Consider the following 22,369-nt stretch of genomic DNA (forward strand, 5'->3'; position numbering starts at 1 on the left):
TACGCAAAACCCGTGATTGTATAGCGAAGCGGCTTTGCGCCGCAGATAGCAAATGAGGGGGACGTAGGCATTGTGGTTCGACTGGAAGAGCTTAAGCGCGGTGTTCACATTGATGGTCTTTCGCCAGCCGGTACAGCCGAAGTAATTTCGGTCGATTGGCTGAGCGATCACCAGCTTGAAGTCACCTACCGCACCGGCAAGGGCCTCGATCAACGCATCCTCGTTCGCGACGACCAAGACCGGCTCCTAGCGGCGACTGCGACCTCGCCATTCTCCTTCGATGGGAACGCCGAGAATTTTCGTCTCGCTGCTGAAGCGCATCGGATCACTCTGGCCCATTTGTTCGATCCCTATCTGGCGCTGACCAGCGCCAATATCGAAGCACTGCCCCACCAGATCACTGCCGTCTATGGAGAGATGCTGGAGCGTCAACCGCTCCGTTTTCTTTTGGCTGACGATCCCGGCGCGGGTAAGACCATCATGGCCGGCTTGTTTATCAAGGAGCTGATGATCCGTGGCGACCTAAAGCGCTGCATGATCGTTGCGCCCGGATCGCTAGTCGAGCAATGGCAGGACGAGCTTAAGGAGAAGTTCGATCTCGACTTCAAGATTGTTGGCCGCGAGATGTTCCGTACAAGCTACAGCGGCAATCCGTTTAATGACGAGGACAGGCTGATCGTTCGGCTTGACATGGCATCGCGGTCTGAGGATGTGCAAGCACTGATCGAAGCCTCACGGGACTTCGACCTCGTGATTTGCGACGAGGCGCATCGCATGTCGGCGAGTTATACGGGGGGCGAAGTCAAATACACCAAGCGCTTTCAACTCGGCCGGATGCTTGGCCGCAACTCGCGTCATTTCCTGTTGATGACGGCTACTCCCCACAATGGCAAGGATGACGATTTCCAGCTTTTCCTGACGCTCCTTGACAATGATCGCTTCGAGGGAGCGTACCGGGAAGGCGTGCGCACGTCCAACGCTTCCGACCTCATGCGCCGCCTGATCAAAGAAGAACTTTACTGGTTCGACGGTCGACCGCTCTTTCCAGAGAGACGCGCTTATACGGTCAGCTATCCGCTGTCCGCTACCGAAGCCGATCTCTATGCCTCGGTCACCGACTATGTGCGCGAAGAGATGAACCGCGCCGAACGGTTCGCCAATTCGGATGAAAAAAAACGGAACAATGTCGGCTTTGCGCTGCAATCGCTTCAACGCCGTCTGGCCTCGTCGCCACGCGCGATTTGGCATTCCCTAAAGCGCCGCCGAGAAAGGCTGCAAAAGCGGCTGGAGGAAGAGCAACTCAAGCTGAGGGGCGGGATGCCTTCGACGTTCTCCCCGTTGTCCATTCTAGATGTTCCGGGTGACGACGATTTAGAGGAAATGCCCGAAGAGGAGGTGGAAGCGCTCGAAAACGAGGCAATCGACACGGCCTCCAGTGCTCGCACGCTGGAGGAATTGAAGATAGAAATCGAAAGTCTCAAGGTTCTTGAAGAGAAGGCGTTCGCATTAACTCGCTCAGGAGAGGATACGAAGTGGACCCAACTCGCGGCGATCCTCGACCAGCCGCCTATTTATGATCCCGCCACCGGCCGCCAGAAGAAGATACTGCTCTTCACTGAGCCACGCGATACGCTCGACTATTTGCGAGAGAAGATCGTCACTCGCCTTGGCTCCCCTGAGGCCGTCAAAGTTATTCATGGCGGCGTACCGCGCCAGCAGCGCCGTGCCGCAGTCGCCGGCTTCAACGATGATCCCAAGGTTCGTGTACTGATCGCCAACGACGCAGCAGGCGAAGGCGTCAACCTTCAACGCGGCTCGCATCTCATGGTCAACTATGACCTACCATGGAACCCGAACCGGCTTGAACAGCGCTTTGGGCGCATCCACAGGATCGGCCAGACTGAGGTATGCCACCTGTGGAATTTGGTGGCCGGGGAAACGCGCGAAGGCGCGGTCTATCAGCGCCTGCTGGAAAAGCTTGAGGAGGCTCGCAAGGCCCTTGGAGGCAAGGTCTACGATGTGCTCGGTGAAGCCTTCGAAGACAAAAGCCTGAAAGATTTGCTGATGGAGGCGGTGCGCTACGGCGACCGCGAAGATATTCGGGCACGCCTGTTCCGGAGCATCGACGGGGTGGTTGATCAGTCGCATCTCAATTCTTTGACCGAACGCGCGCAGCTTTCGCAGGAAACGCTTAATCCCGAACGCGTCCAGGAGCTGAAGTTCGAAATGGAGCGGGCGCACGCTCGCCGCTTACAGCCGTTCTACGTCCGCATGTTCTTTGCGGAAGCCTTCAGGCGGCTAGGCGGCGAAATGGTTGTGCGCGAGGAAGGTCGCTGGGAAATCCTTCGCGTGCCGGCGCTGATCCGCGGCCGCGATCATCTGACAGGGCACGGCGATCCGGTGTTGGAGCGATATGGCCGCGTCTGTTTTGACAAGACACATATGAGTGGGGCCCATGGCCAGGCGAATGCCGCCCTGATAGCACCTGGCCATCCGCTGCTCCAGGCGGTAGTGGACCTCACCATTGAATACTACGGAGCGGCACTGAAGCAGGGCGCAGTGCTTATTTCTGAAACCGCTCAGGACGGCGGGCCGCGCTTGCTTGTCATGGCCGAACACGAGATCAAGGACGCAGTGACCGCGCCCGACGGCCAGCCTCGCGTTATTTCGAAGAGGTTGCAATTCGTCAGTCTCGGCGAAGATGGCAGCGCGCGAGACGAGGGGCCCGCTCCTTATCTCGATCTTCGCCCACTGACCTCCGAGGAGCATGATCTGTGCAAAGACGCACTGGAGGCGAACTGGCTGAAGCAAGACCTATTGGCGCGAGCGCGAACATATGTAAGCCAGCATCTCGTTACCGGACATCTGGAAGAGGTCCGTACGCGCCGCCTCGCCTATATTCGGAAAGTCGAGGAGGCAGTCCGCGTCCGTCTCAAGAAGGAAATTGCCTATTGGAACCGACGCGCCGATCAACATCGGCTCAACATCAAGACGGGAAAGGATGAACGATTGGCGTTTGCCCAAGCCGAGGAGCGAGCGTCACGACTGGCCGATCGACTGGAAATCCGGCTGTTGGAGTTGAAGAAGGAGCACGATATTTCCGCCGCTTCGCCGATCATTCGCGGCGGAGCGCTCGTCATTCCAGCCGGCCTTCTAGCGAGCCTCAAGGGCGAAACAGTTTTCCACGACGGATTTGCAGAGGAGACGGAAGAAACCGAGCTTCTCGCGATGAATGCTGTTATGGAGGCCGAACGGGCGGCCGGGCGTAATCCTGCCGACGTCTCCATGCACAATCGCGGTTGGGACATTGAGAGTGTCACAGCTGAGGGGGAATTAATATTTCTTGAAGTTAAGGGTCGCGTCATTGGCGGACGGGAAATCATTGTGACGAAAAACGAAATGCTCAAGGCCCGCAACGCCGGGGACCGTTACCATCTTGTTTATGTGCCAATCGACGCCGGGTTTTCCGGTCAACCGCAATATCTGTGCGATCCTTCGCGCCACCTATGGGACGAAGGTGAATTCAGAGACATCTGCCGGCATTATGCGGTCAAAGACATTTTGGCGCTTTCAGCCAACTCTCCGAAAGTTGCGGAGTTCGGGCGCTGATGACTGGCCGGGCACGGCTGAAACTGATCGAACATTCTCTGCCGCTAGAGAAGATTAACCTCGCCTCTATCCGAGAAAAACCGCTCTGGCGTGGCCACCCATCCGGCTTGCACAAATGGTGGGCCCCTCGGCCTTTGGCAGCCTGTAGGGCGGTGCTTTTTGGGCAATTGGTTGATGATCCATCCGCCTGGGAAGACAAGTTCCCTACCGAGGAGGAGCAGGCCAAGGAACGCCGCCGGCTTCACAAAGTTATTGAGGACATGGTCGAGTGGCCATCGTCCGATGCTAAGGACCAGAAACGGTTCGAGACCGCTATCGAGGTAGCGCGTTATGAGATCGCCCGTTCGGTGGCAAGGGAACTTGGCGATGAAGCGCCAACTCACCCTCAGGCGGTGCTGGACTATCTTAAAGAGAGGGGACCGTCGGTCTACGATCCGTTTTGCGGCGGTGGAGCGATCCCGCTGGAGGCGCAACGTCTCGGCCTTCGTGCCTATGCATCCGACCTCAATCCGGTCGCGGTGTTAATCACTAAGGCACTCACCGAGTTCCCGCCGAAGTTCGCCGGATTGCCACCTGTACATCCGGAAGTGAAGAAAGAACGCGACCTTGCGGGGCGCGACTGGAGAGGCGCGCAAGGTCTTGCCGAAGATGTGCGCCGCTACGGGCAATGGATGCGCAGCGAAGCAGAAAAGAAGATTGGCGAACTTTATCCCCAGACGACGTTACCAGATGGTTCGAAGTCGACTGTTATCGCGTGGTTGTGGGCACGCACGGTCGCCTCTCCGGACCCCGCGCAGAAGGGCGCACATGTGCCTCTCGTATCTTCATTCACGTTGTCTTCAAAAGCGGGGAAGGAGGCTATCGTCGTTCCGGTGAAAGACGCCACCACTAAGGATGGTTGGCGCTTTACGGTGAAGTCTGTCGGGGTGACCAAAGAGGAGCTGGCAACCGCCGCGAACGGAACCAAAGGGGCGGGACGAGGATCGAATTTCACCTGCCTTCTGAGTGGAGCCACGATCTCCGGCGGATACATCAAATCAGAGGGTATGGCTGGCCGCCTCGCTGTCCGACTTATGGCGATTGTTTCGGATGGGGTGCGATCACGCTTCTATGAAGCACCTAATGATACTCATGAGCTCGCGGCTGAGATCGACCGGCCAACTGCACCGGAATTGGAACAGGCAGTCCCTGAACGTCTCACCGGGGGAACTTGCTTTCCTTATGGGCTAACTACGTTCGACAAGCTGTTCACGTCACGCCAGTTAAAAGCTTTGACGACCTTTTCCGATCTGGTGGCTGATGCACGGGTCAAGGTGCTCGAAGCTGCTCGATACTCTGCCGCTTTTTCCAATCACCAGGATCCCGATCGATCACTCGCCGATGGTGGAACTGGAGCGACAGCATACTCGGAGGCTGTGGCTACATATTTGGGACTTTCAACGTCCAAAATGACAATGTTCGTTTCGACCCAAAGTCGGTGGCGGTCAGGCGAGGGAAAAACAGCGCCAGGATTTGGACGCCAAGCCCTTCCCATGATTTGGGACTTCGCTGAGATTAACCCATTCGCTGGAGCTGGAGGCGATCTAGAGCAGGTTATTTCGAGCGGCGTCGGCTTTCTGCAGATGCCCGTTTTAGCTGCCGGTAGTGTCCAACAAAAAGTGGCCCAAAACAATGACTACCGTAAGAATTCGCTCATATGCACCGATCCTCCTTACTATGACAATGTAGCTTACGCCGACCTCTCGGATTACTTCTACGTATGGTTACGGAAGAGCCTCAGGCAGATATTTCCTGACCTGTTCAGACGCTTAGTAACACCGAAGGACGATGAATTAGTAGCTACTGCCTATCGCCATGGAAGCGACGAGCGCGCCGAGCGTCACTTCATGACCGGAATGTCGCAGTCTCTAGAAGCAATGCGTGCTTCTTCGCTCGACGCCCCTGTCGTCATTTATTACGCATTCAAACAATCTGAGACACGGGCAGTCGGTGAAATTTCACCGGGCTGGGCCGCGTTCCTGCAAGCAGTCGTTAATGCTGGTTTGCAGGTAGATGCAACGTGGCCGCTGCAGACCGAAATGGCTACACGCCAGATTGCTTCGGGGACTAACGCCCTCGCATCCTCAGTTGTCCTCGTCTGTCGTTCCCGGCCCGAGGACGCAAAGACCATCGGCGTTCGTGACTTCCTCCGCGAGCTGAAGCCGGCGATGAAAAAAGCTATCGAAGAACACCAGAAGGCAGGCGTCCCGCTGCCCGATCGGCGACAGGCGGCAATCGGTCCAGGCATCGGCATCTTTTCAAAGTATGCGTGGGTACGTGAGATAGATGACAGCAGGATGAGCGTCGCAAGAGCGTTGGCGCTTGTTAACCGCGAGATCGACGAAGCGCTGAGCGAAGGTACCGAAGCACTCGATCCGGAGACCCGTTTCGTGCTCGAATGGTATGAAATGAGGGGCTACAAGCTCGTCGAGAAAGGGGCAGGAACCGCGATAAGTCAATTAATGAGCTTCAACCTCACAGAGGGCCGCATGAACAGTTCCGGTTTGTTCCGTTCGCGTGGCGGCGATGCGAAGCTCCTGACACGCGGCGAAATGCAGGAGGCCGACCCGCAATGGAGCCCGTCCCGCGATGGCAGTTTCACCGTTTGGGAGATGGCGCAGCATATGGCCAGCGTGTTCCACGCCGAAGAGGGGGGGGTGGATGACGCAGGCCGCATCCTCGCCGAGAGCCGGCGCTCTGGGCCAGACGTTTTGCTTGTGGCCGAGCGCCTTTTCGAGATCGCCACGAATAAGGGCGACAATGACGAGGCTCTGGTCTGGAACCAACTTCAGACAGCGTGGCCAGAAATCGAACGGGCTGCTGACCGCGCCGAGGAGGCCGGCATCGGCTCGGCACCCGTTCAAGCTCAATTTGATTTCCCGGCACTCCGTAAGGAACAGATATGAACAATCGCGATCGTATCGCCCAACTTTTGGCGCTTATTGAGCGTGGTTGCCTACCCTTTGTGCAGAAGCATCTAACGGCCCAGCTTGGTGCAAACTGGCGGCGCACGGCGCGTATGCCGCAATCCCTTTCGCCCATGGCCGACTTAGATGCTTACGCGCTGCTATACGCCATCAACAACAATTGGCGCGAGGTCTTTCAGAACGTCCTCAAAATGGAAGTGCGCGACGCGGCCTCCGCCGCATTGGCCGGCCGCAACAAATTCGCGCATTCTTCAGGCGCGATCGACGACCAATTGGCGCTCCGCGCGCTTTCGGGTGGGTCGGATTTGCTCAATGCTGTCGGTGCGAAAGACGAAGCTGACCGGGCTTCAGCTTTGCTGAAGGGCTTGCTTACGGCGATGGCCAGCCCAACCATAGCAACAGGACAAGCTCAGCCGGCAGGCCCACTAGCCGAACCAGCGACGCCACATCGTCCCACGCTTACGCTGACACCCAACCGCACAAAGGCCCAGGAACCAACGCAGGAGGATTTCTTCGGCGGAGGCGAGGTGGAAGGGTTGAAGCCTTGGCGTGTGGTGTCACCCCCGCGCGAAGATGTTCTGACAGGCAGGCTCGATAAGGACAAATTCGCGGCCAATCTCGCCGCCGCCGACCGCGCCGAGGGCGAGGAAACCTACGCCGATCCGATCGAGTTCTTCAACGCCACCTACTTAACCGCCGGCTTGCGGATGACGCTCGAAAACGCCGCCAAACGTCTCAGAGGTGGCGGTGGCCCTTCAACGATCGGACTGCAAACTAATTTCGGTGGTGGCAAGACCCACACACTTCTGTCGCTGCTGCACATGGCTCGGCTTCAGGACCTGAGCCGTGCTGACAACTTGTCGTCGATCGCTACCGAGATCGGTTCCTCCAATCTTGGAGAAGTGAACCTTGCGGTCTTCAGCGGCAGTGACAAAGGGCCGGACATACCGCTAGCGACCGCAGATGGCCAAGCTGTTAGGACCCTATGGGGTTATCTGGCCTGGCGGCTGGCAGGGCGTGAAGGTCTGGCGCTTGTGAAACCATCCGAGGAGGCAGGTACCAGCCCCGGTGCGGAAGTCTTTCAGAAAGTGCTAACGCTGACGGGGCAGCCGTCGCTGATCCTGCTCGATGAGTTGGTCGTGTTTGTTCGTCAGCTAACCGGCGAACGCTACAACGCGCACCTCTCTTTCCTGCAATCACTGACCGAAGCCGCGGCACAAATCCCAAATGCTCTTATCGTCGGTTCGCTGCCGGAAAGCGATCTTGAGGCCGGCGGGACCGAGAAAGGACTGGAAACGCTCCGCACGCTGGAAAAACTGTTCGGGCGAACACAATCGGCTTGGCAGCCGGCTCAGGGTTCAGAGACCTATTCTGTAGTTAGGCGTCGCTTGTTTCAGGAGTTGGATACGGAGGGCGAGAAGCAGCGTAAGCGCACGGTGGAGCGCTTTGTAAAGCTCTATCGCGATCACAAATCGGACTTTCCGTTAGGCACTGGCGAGCGCGACTACGCCGACAAGATGATGGAAGCTTATCCCATCCATCCGATGCTCTTCGACAAGCTGTCGAACGAATGGGGTGCTCTAGAAAAATTCCAGCGCACGCGCGGCGTGCTCGCGCTTTTGGCGCGTACGATCTTTGCCAGCTATCGCGAGCGTAGCGACGAGCCACTGATCCTGCCGAGTTCGTTGCGCGTGGATGATCCGGCAGTTCGTGGCGCGCTACTCGAACCGCTCCCTGGCCCTGTATGGGGATCGATTATCGAAGGCGAAGTCGATGGGGACACTTCGCTGCCGGCTGAGATGGAAAGCCGAAGGCAGCGCTACCGGAATGATCAGGTTGCCAGGCGCGCAGCGCGTGCTGTGTTTGTTAGCACAGCTCCTGCAGGAGATGCGCGCGGCGGCATCACTGGTCCAGAACTTAGGCTCGCCTGCGTCAAGCCGGGTGAGCAGATATCCATATTCGGTGATGCGCTTCGCGAAATAGCAGAGAGGTCAGCGCACCTCTATGAGACGGAAGGCCGCTATTGGTACGGCCCCCGCGCGACGCTAAACAAACTGGCTGATAACCGACAGCTCGACGTGGACAATGATGCCGCCGATGCTGAGATCATCAAGTTCCTTAAGATAGACGAACGAGCCAAAAGCAGTTGGGGTCGGGTCCATACCGCACCGGATAGAGCCTCGGAAGCGGAGGACCGCCCAACTTCCGGGTTGGTGATCCTTGACCCCAATCATCTTTACCAGGCCGGGGGTGGATCAGTCGCGGAAATCGAAGCGTTGGACGGGGTGGACCGCCGTGCTGGAGGCCAACGCAAATATCGCAATGCCCTCATCTTTCTTGCTGCCGACGATCGCGGACTTGAGGATGCTCGTCGCACGGTTAAGCGGATGATGGCATGGAAGGGCATCGTCGACGACCGCAGCCTCGATCTGACCGACAGCCAAAAATCCGATGCGCAAAGCCGTTTTACGCAGGCGGAAAGGGCGGCGAAAGATACCGTTCGCAAAGCGTGGTCGCATCTGCTTGTGCCGACGCTTTCGGTGACGGATCAGAGCGTTGTGGTGCTGGAGCATTTTGCGATGCGGCTTTCGGGTCAGCGCACCCCGGCGGAGGCGGCGTGGGATAAGGCGTCCGAGGCGGCAGTCATCTCAACAACGCTCGGTCGCCGGAGCTTCACCGAGCGAATGCTGGAGCTTTGGCCTCAAGGGAAGCCTGACCTCCCGGTCGATCAGGTGCGCGATTGGTATTTCGAGTTCCTGCATATGGAGCGACTGAGGGACGAGGTCGTTCTGGCGAGTGCGATTTCCGATGCCGTGGCCGATATGGATGCTGAAAGTGCGAAATTCGCGCTGGCCGCAGGCAAGGCTGATGACAACTATCGGGAACTGCAGTTCGCCAGGAACGTGCCCGTGCGTTTTGGCCAAGAAATGGTGATGGTTCTCCGGGAGATTGCGGAAGCAGCAAAGCGGCGGGATCAAACCAGCGAAGGTGGAGCAGCCAGTTCCACCACGACGAGCGGTTCTGGCACCCAGGGCCAGGCCGGCTCGGCGCGACAAGACGTGCGACCAAGGCGTTTTTCCGGCGTGGTTGAACTGGACACCATTCGTGGTGCGATGAAGGTTTCTCAAGTCTTCGAAAGCGTTATTGCCGAACTCGACCGGGCCGAGGGCACCACCTTCCGTATCGTGCTTGAAGTCCAAGCCGAGACCCCAGAGGGCTTCTCGAAGGATGTCGAGGATGTTGTATCAGACAATACTCAAGCTCTCGGCTTTTCGAGAAAGCAATTCGACTAAACGAAAGGATGCCTTAACGAAGGATCGCGCATCTCAGACACGATCTCCCAACGACGACGTATCGAGCTGTTAGGCCGCCTGTTCGAGTTCCAGCACATGGTTGCCTATTTCAGGCACAGTCACCCGTGGAATGACAGCGATGTCTCGCTTTCTTCCCTGCTCTCCCAACTCGTCAACCACCTCCAGCACATCACCAAACTGCTTTTCGGTAATGTGCGGATCGTACTTATCCTGATGTTTAACAATCATCTCATACTTTCGCTGGCGATCTAGCGCACCAGCAGCGTCGCGATCCTGTTCCAGATCCCACATCAAACGTTTGATATGGTCGATTATCGTGTTGGACCGCTTTGCAGGCAGCGTAGCGAAATTGGCTACGAGGGATGAGCCGGCAAAGCCAATGTAAATGTCTTGCGCACGGGGCTTCCGTTTTCGTTCACGTTTTTCACGAATTTCGGCATGGAAGAAGCTCGATAGTCGTGGCCTATGTTGTTCGACATATTCCAACACGAGAACCGGCAAACGGTCCGCTTTAGCTTTGGCCTCAGCCGATACCGGCAGTACCTCTTCGGAGCGTTCGATCCTTTCCGCCAGGCCGGCATCATAAAGCGACGAAAGCGAAGCGAGCCATGTCGTCGCGATCTGCTTCAAACTGCTGCCTTCACCTTCCCTCAACTCGCCCATGGTGATCCCCGAGAATGTCTGTCGAGGCTCGTGCAATGCAGTTTGCCCTCGTTCAGACAAATCCGATTTCAGTACGTCAAGCGCGACGCGGGCAGCAAGTAAAGCTGTCTCTGCGCCATCGCCGAACAAACAATGGAGCCGCCGCCATGCATTTGCTTCAGCGAGATAAAAATCGGTTTCCGTCGCGCTGGCCACTCCGATAACCAGGTTCTCAGGTGAACTGAGGCGAGGTGAAAATAGTACTGGCGTCCACAATGCTCTCAGATGATCAGCACGGCTAGGAAAGCCATCATTGGTGAAGATCACACTCATACCAGCAACCCGAGAGCTTCCGACGCCAATCGCGGAACGTGTTGCACGCGGGCATTCAGGAAGGCCACGAGGGCTTCAAAATCTCCTCGCGCCAGAATGTGAGCGACGTAGTTCAGTTCGCCCAATCGAGCAAGTTCTACCCCATTAAGACGCGCAGGCAGAGCACCCGCAGGGCCGGCGATTTCCCGCCTTCGATCATCGGAAATCGTCGGGGTAAGCCAGTGTGACAAGCGGTTGTTATACTGGGCGTCAGGTTGGAAATGCGCTGGCTCCCATCCGGGACCAGTAAAACTGTGCCCGTGGTCGATGAGCCAAATCTCACTGCGGCCTGAGAAGAGCAGATTTCCCTCGTGCCGGTCAGTGTTGGCGATCCACGTGTCAAAGCCATACATTCCGGCCGCATCGTTCCATGCCGCCAATTTCTCTCGGATCAGGGGTACCTTGCCTGGATCGCCACAATAAATCTGCTGAACATTTTCAGCATGTGTGTCGGCAGATGCAAAGACCAAATGTCCACTGCCATCAGCCAGTGGGCAACGCGAAACCGCCAATATTCCCGGCTCCACTCGCGCGATTATTGGCATAGGTATGGGCAATTTCGACGCCAGGCCTATTGCAGCTGCCATGACCTCGTTTGCGAGCTGGCGCGCGCTCAAATCTTTGATGATTGCCTGTCGGGCCTCGCCATCGGCGCACAGGACTTGACCGCGAAAGGTGTCGTTCACGTTGCCCAATTTGAACGGGCTTGCACCATGAAGCACTGTTCCGAGAACAAGATGCACCGGAGTTTCACCTTGCCCACCGGCGCTCTGCCGATCGGTCTGCTCCATCCATCCCCCCCGATGACGACCGGAACTGTCAAAACTACCGAACGATTTTTCAAATACAAGTCTCTCGTCACAGCCCCGATCAGATTTCCCGGATGCTGACGTTACTAGTGCAATTGATTGCACCAGCTCGAAGGCCCGCCCTCGCAATGAGTAATTGCTTGCCTGCTGCCGGTGGCGGCGCACGAAAATAGCCGTTTTGTAGGTCGTGATAAGTGGGTGTTATCGGAGGTTAGAGGTTATCTTAGACCATCCATGGCCGGGCGTCTTACGGACAAACTTCCGTGGTGCTTTCTCGGCGAAGGGTTGGCGGCGCACAGCCCACAGAGCCGCCGGAAACCGCGCTGACCTGTCCTCAAGCCAAGCATTTTTCCGGGTTTCGGGTTACCATCTGGAGACCCCAATGCGTGGTGTGATCCCGATGTCGCGCACCGGGACCGGGAACTTCCCGATAATCTCGCTCTTGCAGACGGCGTAGTCGCGGCCACCCGCCATGGGGTATCCCGTGTCAGCTGTGTCGTAGATATGACCGCAGGTCTCGTCAACTCGCTCCTGCTGTCGTTCCATATCCTGCGACCACAGTGCAAAGTTGAGCGTCTGCTGCTGCTGTCGCGCCTCAAAGGCTCTCTGGTCCTTCTGCCGCTTCTGGTAATCGGCGACAGCGTTCCCTCCGAGGTATGCAGCCATCCCAACCGCCGGAATAATGAGCGCTGCCACGATGGCGACGACGATCCCTGGTCGCGTCCGCATGAAGCTTCGCAATCCGCACTTCATCCCGCTCCAGGTATTGTGTGCCCAGTCGGAGTAGATCTCTTTCAGCGTTGGCTCGGTCGTGCTCATCATCCTGCCCTCCGTCGTGACGGACTGTACCAGTTCCGGGTTAGGACCGGGTGAAGGCGTTTTGGAGTTTTATCCATTTCGGTAGTCGCAAGCCATCTTGACCAGCCTGCAAAGCAGGCCACGTTCTCTAGTTCGCTCTCGAGCCGCCTTCAAGGTGGTTGGACCGCGTGTACCCATCACATCGCCAGAAACCGGGGGTCGCCTGACGCCCAGCCCAGCCTCAACCGCTGCCCACTCGGGAGCGTCGTTGAGACGGCGGTGTCCGGTTCTGCCGAAAGCCCGAAGACATTGAGCAGCGCGGCAAAATCGTCGAACCGCAATCGCTTGGGCGAGAAGGAGTGGATGATCATCGCAGCTTCGTCGGTTTTAAACCGGCGTGCCTCGATCAGTGCGGAGGCCGTTCTGTGCAGAAGCTGGTAGCAGAGGTGCAGCGGCGGCTGCTCTGGGTCCAGTCCAAGAAGTTGGCATATGTGGCTCAGCCGCATCTGCTTGCCTTCTGACGGCGTGCCCAGCCATTCAGCCACGGTCTTGTCAAAAGGCTCGTTGACCTTGCCTTCGATCATTGCCGCGCACGTCTGGTCCGCGTGGCGGACGAGGGCGAACACGTCATTCTGGCTCTGCGTGGTTCCGCCCGGCAGGGGAACCTTATATTCTGGCAGCGCGAGCAGAAGCTCCGCAGGGGCGTCAAACATACGGGCAATCTCAGGTGGGAGACCGTCTGCTCCTTCCCAGCAATGCGCGAGGGTTTTCGCTGAATATCCGGTTTGCCAATGGAGGTCTGGCTTTGCGAGAAACGCCTGCCAGGCGGTCGGGCCGCTACTCGGAATGTGCACTCGCGTCATACGCTCCCCCATCATATTCCAAAACAGTATAAGAGCGATGGGTTGCAGAAGCATTGTCCAGATGAAGCAAATTCGACAGGTGCTATTTACTACCGGAAGAGGCGAGAACACTAAGCGAGTTCCGCTGACCTTGAGGCGCGATCCCCACACCAGCACCGCCCATTGCGACAGCGGGCATATATTTCAATGATCCGCCCGTCAAGGATAGCACCCGTCCTCATGCTAAACGAGAGCCTCGGCGTTTCCGACCTGTCGGGAAGCCCGATGTGCATCAACACGATGAAGGTGCTGACGTACATTTGCGACAATGACGGCATCACGCTTACCAAGTCCGAGGCGTCCTACCGCAAATTCGTCACCTGGGCGGCAGAGGAGTTCGGCTGGCCGGGCTTCGAGGCAGAGGAACTCTATCGCCTCAACAGGGTGCTAAACGAGCCAGATTTCCCGCCGCTCGCCATCATGCACGAACTTCTGGTCGGTTCGCGGCTGATCCGCCACTACAAAAGTAAGGCGCTGCTGTCACAGGCTGGGAAGGCGATGCTTGGCGACTACGGTGCATTGCAGGCCGAACTGTTCGATACATTCTTCATCGCTTTCGATCACGCGGGCCACGAGCGGTTTCCCATCGAATACGAAGAGGCCGATGTCGTGCATTTCCTTGGCGTGATCCAGAACCGGCTCGATGGTTGGGTGCCGCTAACCGAACTCGCTGGCTGGTGCCTGCCGCTTGATCTCATCACCAGCTACCGGTTCAGCCCCGTACAGGACGCCAGTTTTTACCTGTTCTCGCACCTTGTACGTCCGCTGCTGTGGCTCGGCATGATCGAGGAGCACAACGTCGAGGACAAACGGCTCCGCATAGAAGATCGGCGCTACCGCAAGACGCCGCTGTTCGACCGCTTCCTCAGTTTCTGGCTGATCCGGGACGGCGGGGCGACGATCCACTAGCTGGCGCTGCTACAGCACGGCCCCTGCTGCATTGTCGGTGAACATGTCGCCCACCCTGACATAGCGGGCGAGCATGGCGTCGGAGGCGTGGCCGGTGGTGCGGCGGATGGAGAGCGTGCTGACGCCCGCGATTACCGCGCTGGTGGCCAGCCCGGCCCGAAGACTGTGGCCGGAGTAGGCGTATGGAGCGAAGCCTGCTGCTTCGGCTCGTTGCTTCACGACGATGCACGTGGCCTCCCCTGAGAGGCGCTGGCCGACCGCATGACCATGGCGATTTATGGGGCGGAAGATCGGCCCTTCTTCGATCCCGGCGAGTGCGAGCCAGTCGACTAGGTGCTTCACCGGACACCACCGCGACCGACCGAAAGGGATGCCGATCTTGCGGCCCGCGCCAGTCTGATCCGTCTTCGACCTTCGGAGGTGAACGACAATCCCCTGACCCACATGTTCGATGTCGGCCACGTCTAGCCCCACCAACTCGGATCGCCGGAATGCTCCCGCGAAGCCGATCAGCAGCAGCGCCTTGTCGCGAACGTCTTTTGGTCGGTTTCCCATTCGCTCTAAAATCTGGAAAAGGTCTTCGCGGAGGACAGGCTTGGCTTCGCGCTGGGCGGTTCCGATCATGCGCCTGATACCGCGAAGTGTGGCCTTCACGATTTCGGACTTGCACGGATCATCGCCACCGATGGCGCGATGAGCTTTGGATAGGGATGCCAAACGCCGACTGATCGTCGCGGCTTTGTGGCTCGACGCCATCGCGGCGAGGTATTCAGCAACCCTCTCGGGGGACGACGGGATAGTCCCGCCCCAACTCTCGTATTGGATCATGTCCGATCTGTAGGCGTGTTTGGTCGCTTCGGAGAGGGAACCGGAGATCAGGGCAGAGACCCCGTCTGACAGCCTTGGTGCGCCGATTTGATGGAGGTCGCCATGGCGACTGATCGGCAGGGGCGAGTTTGTGCAATTGATTGCAAATTGAGTAAAATTTGAATGGTCGCTTCTTCCGGTCTCAGCTGCGATTTGCATCTGGGTGGGGTGGTCAGAGAACATTGGCCCGCTCCTCATTCAGGACTGGGAGGTCATTGCGGAGCAGGTCGATTACCTCAGTAGCGTCGTCCACTCCGAAGCCGTTCGCCTCGTCCTCCATCGTTCGGCGTAGGTAGTTGCCCATCGGCCATTGCAGACGGCGGCGAAGCAAACCTCCTTCCGCCCGGAACACCAACCCACCCACCAACTCGACCCTGTCACGTGGGGCGATATGCTTTCCAATCCACCGTCCGGTTGGCGTATCCCTTTTCAAGAATGCCTTGAGAGCAGCCCTGCCGGGACGGGTGTAGAAATCTACGCTCCAAGCGGGCACATTGCCGATCATAGTGGATGGCGCGATTTCATCATCCTTTTCGGTCGGTTGGTAGCCGGTCGAGCGTGGCGGGACAGCCGACGACAAGAGAGCGACAAAAAAGGGCAGCGGCTCGCGCATCCGCACTGAACCCCGTTGCGCTAATTCGAGCACGCAATGGGGGAACCCCGTCTGAAGCATCGTCTCCAGTACGTAGGGGAGGTTGCCTTTCCTCGTCCTCATGGTCGGAACTGGACAGCGATCCGTACCCACTGTGTACATCAATGCGATCCCTCGGGTGATGATGTCGCCGTCGCCCGCGACGATCTCCATTAGCTCGCGTTGGGTTCGATAGGTCAGGCTGAGCCGGTCACTCTCGTATCGAGGATGGCTGATGACAGTCATCAAGAGGTCGTCGGCGGCTCGGCATTTCCGAGCCGCGGCAATGCGCTCGACCAGAACCGATGCGATTAGCCAATCGCCCCCGAATGTCTTTCGGATGCCCTTGGCGGACGTGCCCACCAGGACTGGTGTGATCAGGTCTAACGAACCGAGCCCAACATCTTCGAACACCGCCACGGCGAGCCGCTTCCATAGGCGATCCGGTGTATCTCGCAAGAGGGTCGCAGCAGCTCGGAGAGCGTGGTTCGTCTCACCCCGCCGCAGTGACTTCTGCAACAAGCTCATCGCCAACCACTCCGAAACGTCGAGTGGCTGAGGTTCGGGAATTGTCCCCTCCCGGTCCGACATGATCGTCGCCAGCTCCGGGTAGGCATTGCGGAGGAAATCGTTGGTGTCCATGTCCATCTCCTTCTGGGGAGCGGTCAGGAACAAAGGCCCCGCTATAAGCGATAGCGGGAGGGACACCTTGGAAAAGAGAGAAGTGCCATACTTGGGCACTGAACGACAGAATGGTTAATAAGGTACCTAAATACCACTCCTGTCTGCTGTGGAACCTCCCAGTACAGAAGGGTTTCCAGCGGAAATCGTCATGTCCCGAAACCCGTCGCAGGATGGTCGGGAGACATGCGATTTGTCCTCCGTCCACGGTTCACAATTTTATCGGATATTCGACCCTGTTCAGGTGTTCCGACAGCTTCTGAATGCTGGCTCCCTTGCCGTAACCCGCGTGTACCGAGCGGTCGGCGTGCCCCACAAGTGACTTGGCTATGCTGTCTGGAACCTCGGCTTCGCGAAGCGCGTCGGTGAAGTTGTGGCGGAAGGAATGGAACGTGGTCTTGGCGGTACGGACCTTGATGCTGCGCGTGTAACGACCCCACCATTTCGACATGTTGTGCGAGAAGTATCCGTCCTCACCCGGCTTTATGTCGTGGAACACCCGCGCCTTCTTCTGCTTCCTTGCCTTCGCCACATGGTCGAGCAGACCGAGTTCGATCAGCTTCGCATGGACCGGAACCCGTCGCTCGCTGGAGCCCGTCTTCAAGTGCTTGCCATCACCTTCCGCCAGCGACACGTCGAAATACATGACCTCTCCGTCCTGCTTCACGTCCCCCGTTCCAAGCTGCACGATCTCGCCCAGACGCAGCCCGGAATAGAGCGCCACCAGCGGGATCCAGAAATAACCGTCACGGTAGATTTCTGAGCCGGGCGTGGCACGGCGGAGCCGGGACGAGCATCCCCTATACAGGGGCGACGAAAATATGCGCTGAAGCTGCTCCTTGGAGTACGGATAGCGATCCCCCTGCGCCTTGCTCTTGCCCGAACCGAGAACCTTGATGCTTGGTCCCGGCATCTTCGGCATCTCCTCCTCGTCCAGCAGCCACTGGAGGAAGCTCCGAAACATGCTGAAATACTTGTTCTGGGTCCGGGGCGACATGCCCCTGGCGGAGGGGTTTTCCGCGATCAGCGCGGAGAGCGATTTCTCCGCATTACCTTTGACCTTGGTAATGTTACTCGGCAGGTTGGCGAGCGTGTCGCGCACTGACTTCACGTCATCCGTCCCGATAAATGATACGGGCTTGCTGCTGCCGATAACGGAGACGGCGAGATTGAGAACGCGCCGGTAATCGAGTTCGGTCTTCCTGACCCACTCCTTTCCCGACTTCTTCATCTGGATAAACCGTTGGCGTGCCTCGTCCAGCGTTAGGAGACCGGAGGCGACGACCGAGGTGTCGTCCAAGCTCTCGGGCTTCATCCCGGCGAACAAGGGATCGGAGGGGCTATTGTCCGAATAGTCACCGGATAGCGCCTTCACTAGGTACTTCGCTCGCTCGATCCTCGCCCGCGTTACGCCCGTTCGCACATATTCAACGAGGTCGAGAGACGCTACTTTTTCGTCGGGTGTTTGCACCTGCACGATCTCGTCGGCCTTCGCCAAAGTAAGGGGATCGAAGGTCTTGCTCTTCAGGTCCCCGGTCAGTCGGGCAATGTCCTCGCGCAGCCCGTCGATCTCCGCATCCAGATCAAGAGCGGGGTCGTCCGGCAGATCGTGCGAGATCAGCAGCGCCCTGTTCAACTGCTCCTGAAAATATGCTCTGACTGCCGCATCGAGTTGCTGGACGGACGGTTTCGACAAAAGGGCGGACCTCCCGAAGAACAGATCGAAGGCATTGCTCATGTGACGGCAGCGAACCGCCGCCATAGCCCGATCGGTCGTTCTTAGCGTCAGCTTGATTTCAGTGCAGTTAATTGCACGACGCCACTGCGTCGGCACGGCTGCCCGGAAGTAGAACATGTCTCCCCGGCGGAGCAGCCTCTGCATCTTGGCTCGCGACAAAATCGTCTCCGATGGCCAGAGTTTTGTACCACATCGGAGTTCCGAGATTTTCGCTTGGAATTTTGTCTATAATTACCAGATATTTACGGCAAATCTGGCGGAGAGGGAGGGATTCGAACCCCCGATGGGCTTGCACCCATGCCGCATTTCGAGTGCGGTGCATTCGACCACTCTGCCACCTCTCCGGGTGATGGTCGGCCGTTGCCGGCGCGGCGCACTAGATAACGGCTGGAGCCTGCCGATACAAGGCCCAATCGGTTGCAAATTTGCCGCTCGCCTTGACTTCGCCGGAGGCTTCGGTTACGGACATCCACATTCCGGCGTGGGGGCCTCTCCGCGCCGGTTGTACTTTGAACCCCGCAGACTGACAAAAAGACGGCCAGATCGCCTTTGCGCGCTCGAAAAGCCGGACCGAACAGCGAAAGGCAAAAAATGTTCGCAGTCATCAAAACGGGCGGCAAGCAGTATCGCGTCGCCGCCAACGACCTTATCAAGGTCGAGAAACTTGCCGGCAATGCCGGCGACATCATCGAATTCGGCGAAGTCCTGGCTTTCGGCGAAGGCGAAAATGCGACGTTCGGCGCGCCGTTCGTCGAAGGTGCTGTTGTCACGGCGGAAGTGGTCGAGCAAGGCCGCGCCAAGACCGTCATCGCCTTCAAGAAGCGCCGCCGCCAGAATTCGCGCCGCAAGCACGGCCATCGCCAGCATGAAACCACCATCCGGATCGCTGAGATCCTGACCGGTGGCGCCAAGCCGGCCAAGAAGGCCGCCGCCAAGAAGGAAGTGGCTCCGGAAGCGGAAGCCGCCGAAAAGCCCGCCAAGAAGGCTGCGCCGAAAAAGGCTGCAGCTTCGGCGGAAAACGAATAAGCTCGGGACTGAAGGAGAACAGCAATGGCCCATAAGAAAGCTGGCGGTTCGTCGCGCAACGGTCGCGATTCGGAATCCAAGCGCCTCGGCGTGAAGAAGTTCGGCGGCGAAGCCGTCGTTCCGGGCAACATTATTATTCGTCAACGCGGCACCAAGTGGCATCCCGGCACGAATGTCGGCATTGGCACGGACCACACCCTTTTTGCGCTCGAAGCCGGCGCAGTCGCGTTCCGAAAGAAAGCCAATGGCCGCACGTACGTATCGGTGAACCCGATGACGAAGGCAGCGGAGTAGCCGGTTCCGCGACTAGAACACCGGCGACCCATCTCGGGGACCGGTGTCTGGACAGTCCAGAAAAAGGATCAGGGGAGATGGGCCGCCATCTCCCCTTTTTCTATGTTTTTTCTGGAGGACTGAAATGGTTGCCGAAAGTGAAGACTTCGAAGGCGAAAGTCTGTCGATAGACTGCCCTGTCCTGGTCACCGAGCGGCTGGTGCTGCGCCCGCCGCATGCCGACGACGCGGCCGAACTCGCCGTGCTGGCCGACAACCGCCGCATCGCCGAAATGCTGGGGCGCATGCCGCACCCTTATGGCGAGGCGGAGGCGCGCGCCTTCATCGCCAGGTCGGCCGAGAAGCAGGCGGCGGGCGCCGTCTATGCGGTGACGCTCGCCGACAGCGGCGCGTTCATCGGCTGCGCCGGCCTGAACAGCACCGAGCGCGGCCTTGAACTCGGCTACTGGATCGGCGAACCCTATTGGAAACGTGGCTATGCGACGGAAGCCGCGCACGCGCTGGTCGATCTCGCCTTCCGCGCCACGGCAATCAACGTGCTGCACGTCTCGTGCCGGGTCATCAACCCGGCGTCGCGCCGCGTCATCCACAAATGCGGCTTTCAGTATTCCGGCCAGGGCATGCTGAACTCGATCGTCGCCGGCCAGGTGCCGGTCGAACGCTACCGGCTCGACCGCAAGACCTGGGTCAGCCTGCGGACCTGGGGCCGATGAGCGGCGTTACGGCCGGCGTGATTGCGCCGGCCGTTCACTCCAGTTCGATCCAAAGCGGCAGATGATCGGAGCCGGTCGCAGCAGCGTCCACCCAACTGCGGCGCACGCCTGCCATCAGGCCGGCACTGACGAAGGCGTAGTCGATGCGCTTCCAGCGGCTCTTGTCCTGCGGGCGCTTCGGGTCGACCCAGGTCGTCACCGGCTCGCCCTCCGAGACCCGCGCGGCCGCGTCGGCGGGATGGGTGGCGAGAAGCGGCATGCCGAATTCATGATCGGCCCGGCCGGTCAGTTCGATGTATTCGGGCGAGCCCGCAAGCATGTTGAAATCGCCCATGACGATGAAGGCTTCGGCATGCGGCGGCTCGGGAAATCCCATTTCCGAGAGCCCGCTCAGCGCGCCGCCTTCCAGCGGGTAGTTCAGCATCCGCTCGCGCAGGAAGCGGATTTGCGCCAGCCGTTCTTCAGGGCTGCGATGGTCGAGATGGGTGGAATAGAAGCGGACCGGTCCGAGCGGCGTGTCGATCAGCGCTTCGATTGCGCCGCGCTGGTAGTTCGTATGGCCATAGGTGCGAGTACGCGGCAGCAGCAGATTGCGCGACAGGCGGATCGGCGACCTGGACAGCACCATGTTGCCGAACTGGAACATGACGTTCACCGCTCGCTCGTCCTTCACATGCGAGCCGACGTCGGCCTCGAAATTGGGGCCGTAGACCGAAAAATAACCGGGAAGGGCGGCACGGATCTCCTCCACCATGTCGTGGCCCTGGTTCTTTGGATTGTTGCGCGACACCTCCTGCAGCGCGATCACATCGGCGCCGCGCACGGCGTCGGTTATGCGTCCGATATCGTAGCGGCCGTCGAGCCCGACACCGTACTGGATGTTGTAGCTCACGCATTTCATGGCATGTTCCCCCGCAATTCTGAATTTTAGAGCATCCTTTGCGCGTCCAAGCGGACGCACGGCGCTCTAAGCTCCTGCAATTCGGCTCTCGCGCTTGGATGCCGCTTGCGTTAGAGCAGTCCGTTCCAAGACCAGAAACAGGCGCAAGCTGTCAATCCGATGAAATTTCTCGACCAGGCCAAGGTTTACATACGCTCCGGCGACGGCGGCTCGGGCAGCGTCTCGTTCCGGCGCGAGAAATTCATCGAGTTCGGCGGGCCGGATGGCGGCGACGGCGGCCGCGGCGGCGATGTCTGGATCGAGGCGGTGGACGGGCTGAACACGCTGATCGACTATCGCTACCAGCAGCATTTCCGCGCCAAGACCGGCGTGCACGGCATGGGCCGAAATCGCACCGGCGCGAAGGGCGCCGACGTGGTGCTGAAGGTGCCGGCCGGCACGCAGGTCTATGAAGAGGACAACGAGACGCTGATCTGCGACCTGACCGAGGTCGGCCAGCGCTATCGCATTGCCGCCGGCGGCAATGGCGGCTTCGGCAACCAGCATTTCAAGACCTCGACCAACCAGGCGCCGCGCCGGGCCAATCCCGGCCTGCCGGGCGAGGAGATGACGATCTGGCTGAGGCTGAAGCTGATCGCCGATGCCGGCGTCGTTGGCCTGCCCAATGCCGGCAAGTCGACCTTTCTGGCGGCGGTCACCGCGGCCAAGCCGAAGATCGCCGACTACCCCTTCACGACGCTGCACCCCAATCTCGGCGTCGCCCGTGTCGATGCCCGCGAATTCGTCATCGCCGACATTCCCGGCCTGATCGAGGGCGCGCATGAGGGCGTCGGGATCGGCGACCGCTTCCTCGGCCATGTCGAGCGCACGCGGGTGCTGCTGCACCTGGTGTCGGCGCAGGAGGAAAGCTTGGCAAAGGCCTACAAGACGGTGCGTGCGGAACTCGAAGCCTATGGCGGCGGGTTGGCCGACAAAGCGGAGATCGTGGCGCTGAGCCAGGCCGACACGCTGGACGTGGATGCGCGCAAGAAGAAGCTTGCCGCGCTGAAACGCGCTTGCGGGCAGACGCCGTTCGTCATGTCGGCGGTGACAGGCGAAGGCGTGGAGCCGGTGCTGCGCGCGTTGATGGCCGAGGTCCAGGGCGCCCGCGAAGCGGAAGCTCCCGCCGAAGCCGATACGCGCTGGCAGAAGTAGGTCG

At 59.0% G+C, this 22,369-nt stretch carries 16 protein-coding genes and 1 tRNA gene; 8 read left to right on the plus strand and 9 right to left on the minus strand.

Going from position 1 to position 22,369, the window contains the following annotated elements; all coding sequences use genetic code 11:
- The first annotated feature begins 72 nt into the window (after positions 1-72).
- The 3 genes from G6N73_RS00945 to G6N73_RS00955 are packed head-to-tail and all read left to right on the plus strand — an operon-like array spanning position 73 to position 9,868.
- Complete coding sequence (locus G6N73_RS00945) at positions 73-3,609, plus strand: helicase-related protein (protein WP_206078585.1); 3,537 nt, start codon at positions 73-75, stop codon at positions 3,607-3,609.
- Positions 3,609-6,554 carry a DUF1156 domain-containing protein gene (locus G6N73_RS00950; protein WP_165021934.1) on the plus strand — a complete coding sequence of 982 codons (2,946 nt, stop codon included), beginning with the start codon at positions 3,609-3,611 and terminating at the stop codon, positions 6,552-6,554. The genes G6N73_RS00945 and G6N73_RS00950 overlap by 1 nt, the downstream gene beginning before the upstream one ends.
- Entirely contained in the window at positions 6,551-9,868 is a 3,318-nt protein-coding gene (locus tag G6N73_RS00955; RefSeq protein ID WP_165021935.1) for a DUF499 domain-containing protein, read from the plus strand. The genes G6N73_RS00950 and G6N73_RS00955 overlap by 4 nt, the downstream gene beginning before the upstream one ends.
- A gap of 69 nt (positions 9,869-9,937) precedes the next feature.
- On the opposite strand, the gene G6N73_RS00960 is transcribed toward G6N73_RS00955, so the two are convergent.
- From G6N73_RS00960 to G6N73_RS00975, 4 genes are all read right to left on the minus strand, one after another.
- The gene (locus tag G6N73_RS00960; protein ID WP_165021938.1) at positions 9,938-10,864 is read right to left on the minus strand and encodes a hypothetical protein; all 927 of its coding nucleotides are present in this window, start codon (positions 10,862-10,864) and stop codon (positions 9,938-9,940) included.
- The gene (locus tag G6N73_RS00965) at positions 10,861-11,694 is read right to left on the minus strand and encodes a HipA family kinase (protein ID WP_165021941.1); all 834 of its coding nucleotides are present in this window, start codon (positions 11,692-11,694) and stop codon (positions 10,861-10,863) included. The genes G6N73_RS00960 and G6N73_RS00965 overlap by 4 nt, the downstream gene beginning before the upstream one ends.
- A gap of 381 nt (positions 11,695-12,075) precedes the next feature.
- Entirely contained in the window at positions 12,076-12,534 is a 459-nt protein-coding gene (locus G6N73_RS00970; RefSeq protein WP_165021944.1) for a hypothetical protein, read from the minus strand.
- A gap of 173 nt (positions 12,535-12,707) precedes the next feature.
- On the minus strand, positions 12,708-13,427 hold the full coding sequence (locus G6N73_RS00975; RefSeq protein ID WP_425484027.1) for a DUF6946 family protein: 720 nt from the start codon (positions 13,425-13,427) through the stop codon (positions 12,708-12,710).
- A 165-nt stretch (positions 13,428-13,592) separates the two neighbouring features.
- On the opposite strand from G6N73_RS00975, the gene G6N73_RS00980 reads away from it, so the two are divergent.
- Entirely contained in the window at positions 13,593-14,321 is a 729-nt protein-coding gene (locus G6N73_RS00980) for a hypothetical protein (RefSeq protein ID WP_165021947.1), read from the plus strand.
- Between the two features lie 9 nt (positions 14,322-14,330).
- On the opposite strand, the gene G6N73_RS00985 is transcribed toward G6N73_RS00980, so the two are convergent.
- The 4 genes from G6N73_RS00985 to G6N73_RS01000 all read right to left on the minus strand — a co-directional run bounded on the left by G6N73_RS00985 (position 14,331) and on the right by G6N73_RS01000 (position 18,582).
- The gene (locus G6N73_RS00985; RefSeq protein WP_246251557.1) at positions 14,331-15,371 is read right to left on the minus strand and encodes a site-specific integrase; all 1,041 of its coding nucleotides are present in this window, start codon (positions 15,369-15,371) and stop codon (positions 14,331-14,333) included.
- Entirely contained in the window at positions 15,361-16,461 is a 1,101-nt protein-coding gene (locus tag G6N73_RS00990) for a hypothetical protein (RefSeq protein WP_165021949.1), read from the minus strand. Before G6N73_RS00990 ends, G6N73_RS00985 begins: the two co-directional genes overlap by 11 nt.
- 250 nt (positions 16,462-16,711) lie before the next feature.
- Positions 16,712-18,382, minus strand: a complete 1,671-nt coding sequence (locus tag G6N73_RS00995; protein WP_165021952.1) for a site-specific integrase — start codon at positions 18,380-18,382, stop codon at positions 16,712-16,714.
- Positions 18,383-18,492: 110 nt separating this feature from the next.
- A tRNA-Ser gene (locus tag G6N73_RS01000) sits at positions 18,493-18,582 on the minus strand.
- Between the two features lie 247 nt (positions 18,583-18,829).
- On the opposite strand from G6N73_RS01000, the gene rplU reads away from it, so the two are divergent.
- The 3 genes from rplU to G6N73_RS01015 all read left to right on the plus strand — a co-directional run bounded on the left by rplU (position 18,830) and on the right by G6N73_RS01015 (position 20,270).
- On the plus strand, positions 18,830-19,264 hold the full coding sequence (gene rplU, locus G6N73_RS01005) for a 50S ribosomal protein L21 (protein WP_165021955.1): 435 nt from the start codon (positions 18,830-18,832) through the stop codon (positions 19,262-19,264).
- 24 nt (positions 19,265-19,288) lie between these two features.
- Complete coding sequence (rpmA, locus tag G6N73_RS01010) at positions 19,289-19,558, plus strand: 50S ribosomal protein L27 (RefSeq protein ID WP_165021958.1); 270 nt, start codon at positions 19,289-19,291, stop codon at positions 19,556-19,558.
- Positions 19,559-19,682: 124 nt separating this feature from the next.
- Complete coding sequence (locus tag G6N73_RS01015; protein ID WP_165021961.1) at positions 19,683-20,270, plus strand: GNAT family N-acetyltransferase; 588 nt, start codon at positions 19,683-19,685, stop codon at positions 20,268-20,270.
- A 34-nt stretch (positions 20,271-20,304) separates the two neighbouring features.
- Here G6N73_RS01015 and G6N73_RS01020 read toward each other — a convergent pair whose 3' ends face one another.
- The gene (locus tag G6N73_RS01020) at positions 20,305-21,171 is read right to left on the minus strand and encodes an endonuclease/exonuclease/phosphatase family protein (RefSeq protein WP_165021963.1); all 867 of its coding nucleotides are present in this window, start codon (positions 21,169-21,171) and stop codon (positions 20,305-20,307) included.
- A gap of 159 nt (positions 21,172-21,330) precedes the next feature.
- On the opposite strand from G6N73_RS01020, the gene obgE reads away from it, so the two are divergent.
- Positions 21,331-22,365: a GTPase ObgE gene (gene obgE, locus G6N73_RS01025; protein ID WP_165021966.1), complete on the plus strand. Its 1,035-nt coding sequence runs from the start codon at positions 21,331-21,333 to the stop codon at positions 22,363-22,365.
- Positions 22,366-22,369: the final 4 nt, after the last annotated feature.

Source organism: Allomesorhizobium camelthorni, assembly GCF_011045125.1.
In the GTDB taxonomy this organism is placed as follows: domain Bacteria; phylum Pseudomonadota; class Alphaproteobacteria; order Rhizobiales; family Rhizobiaceae; genus Allomesorhizobium; species Allomesorhizobium camelthorni.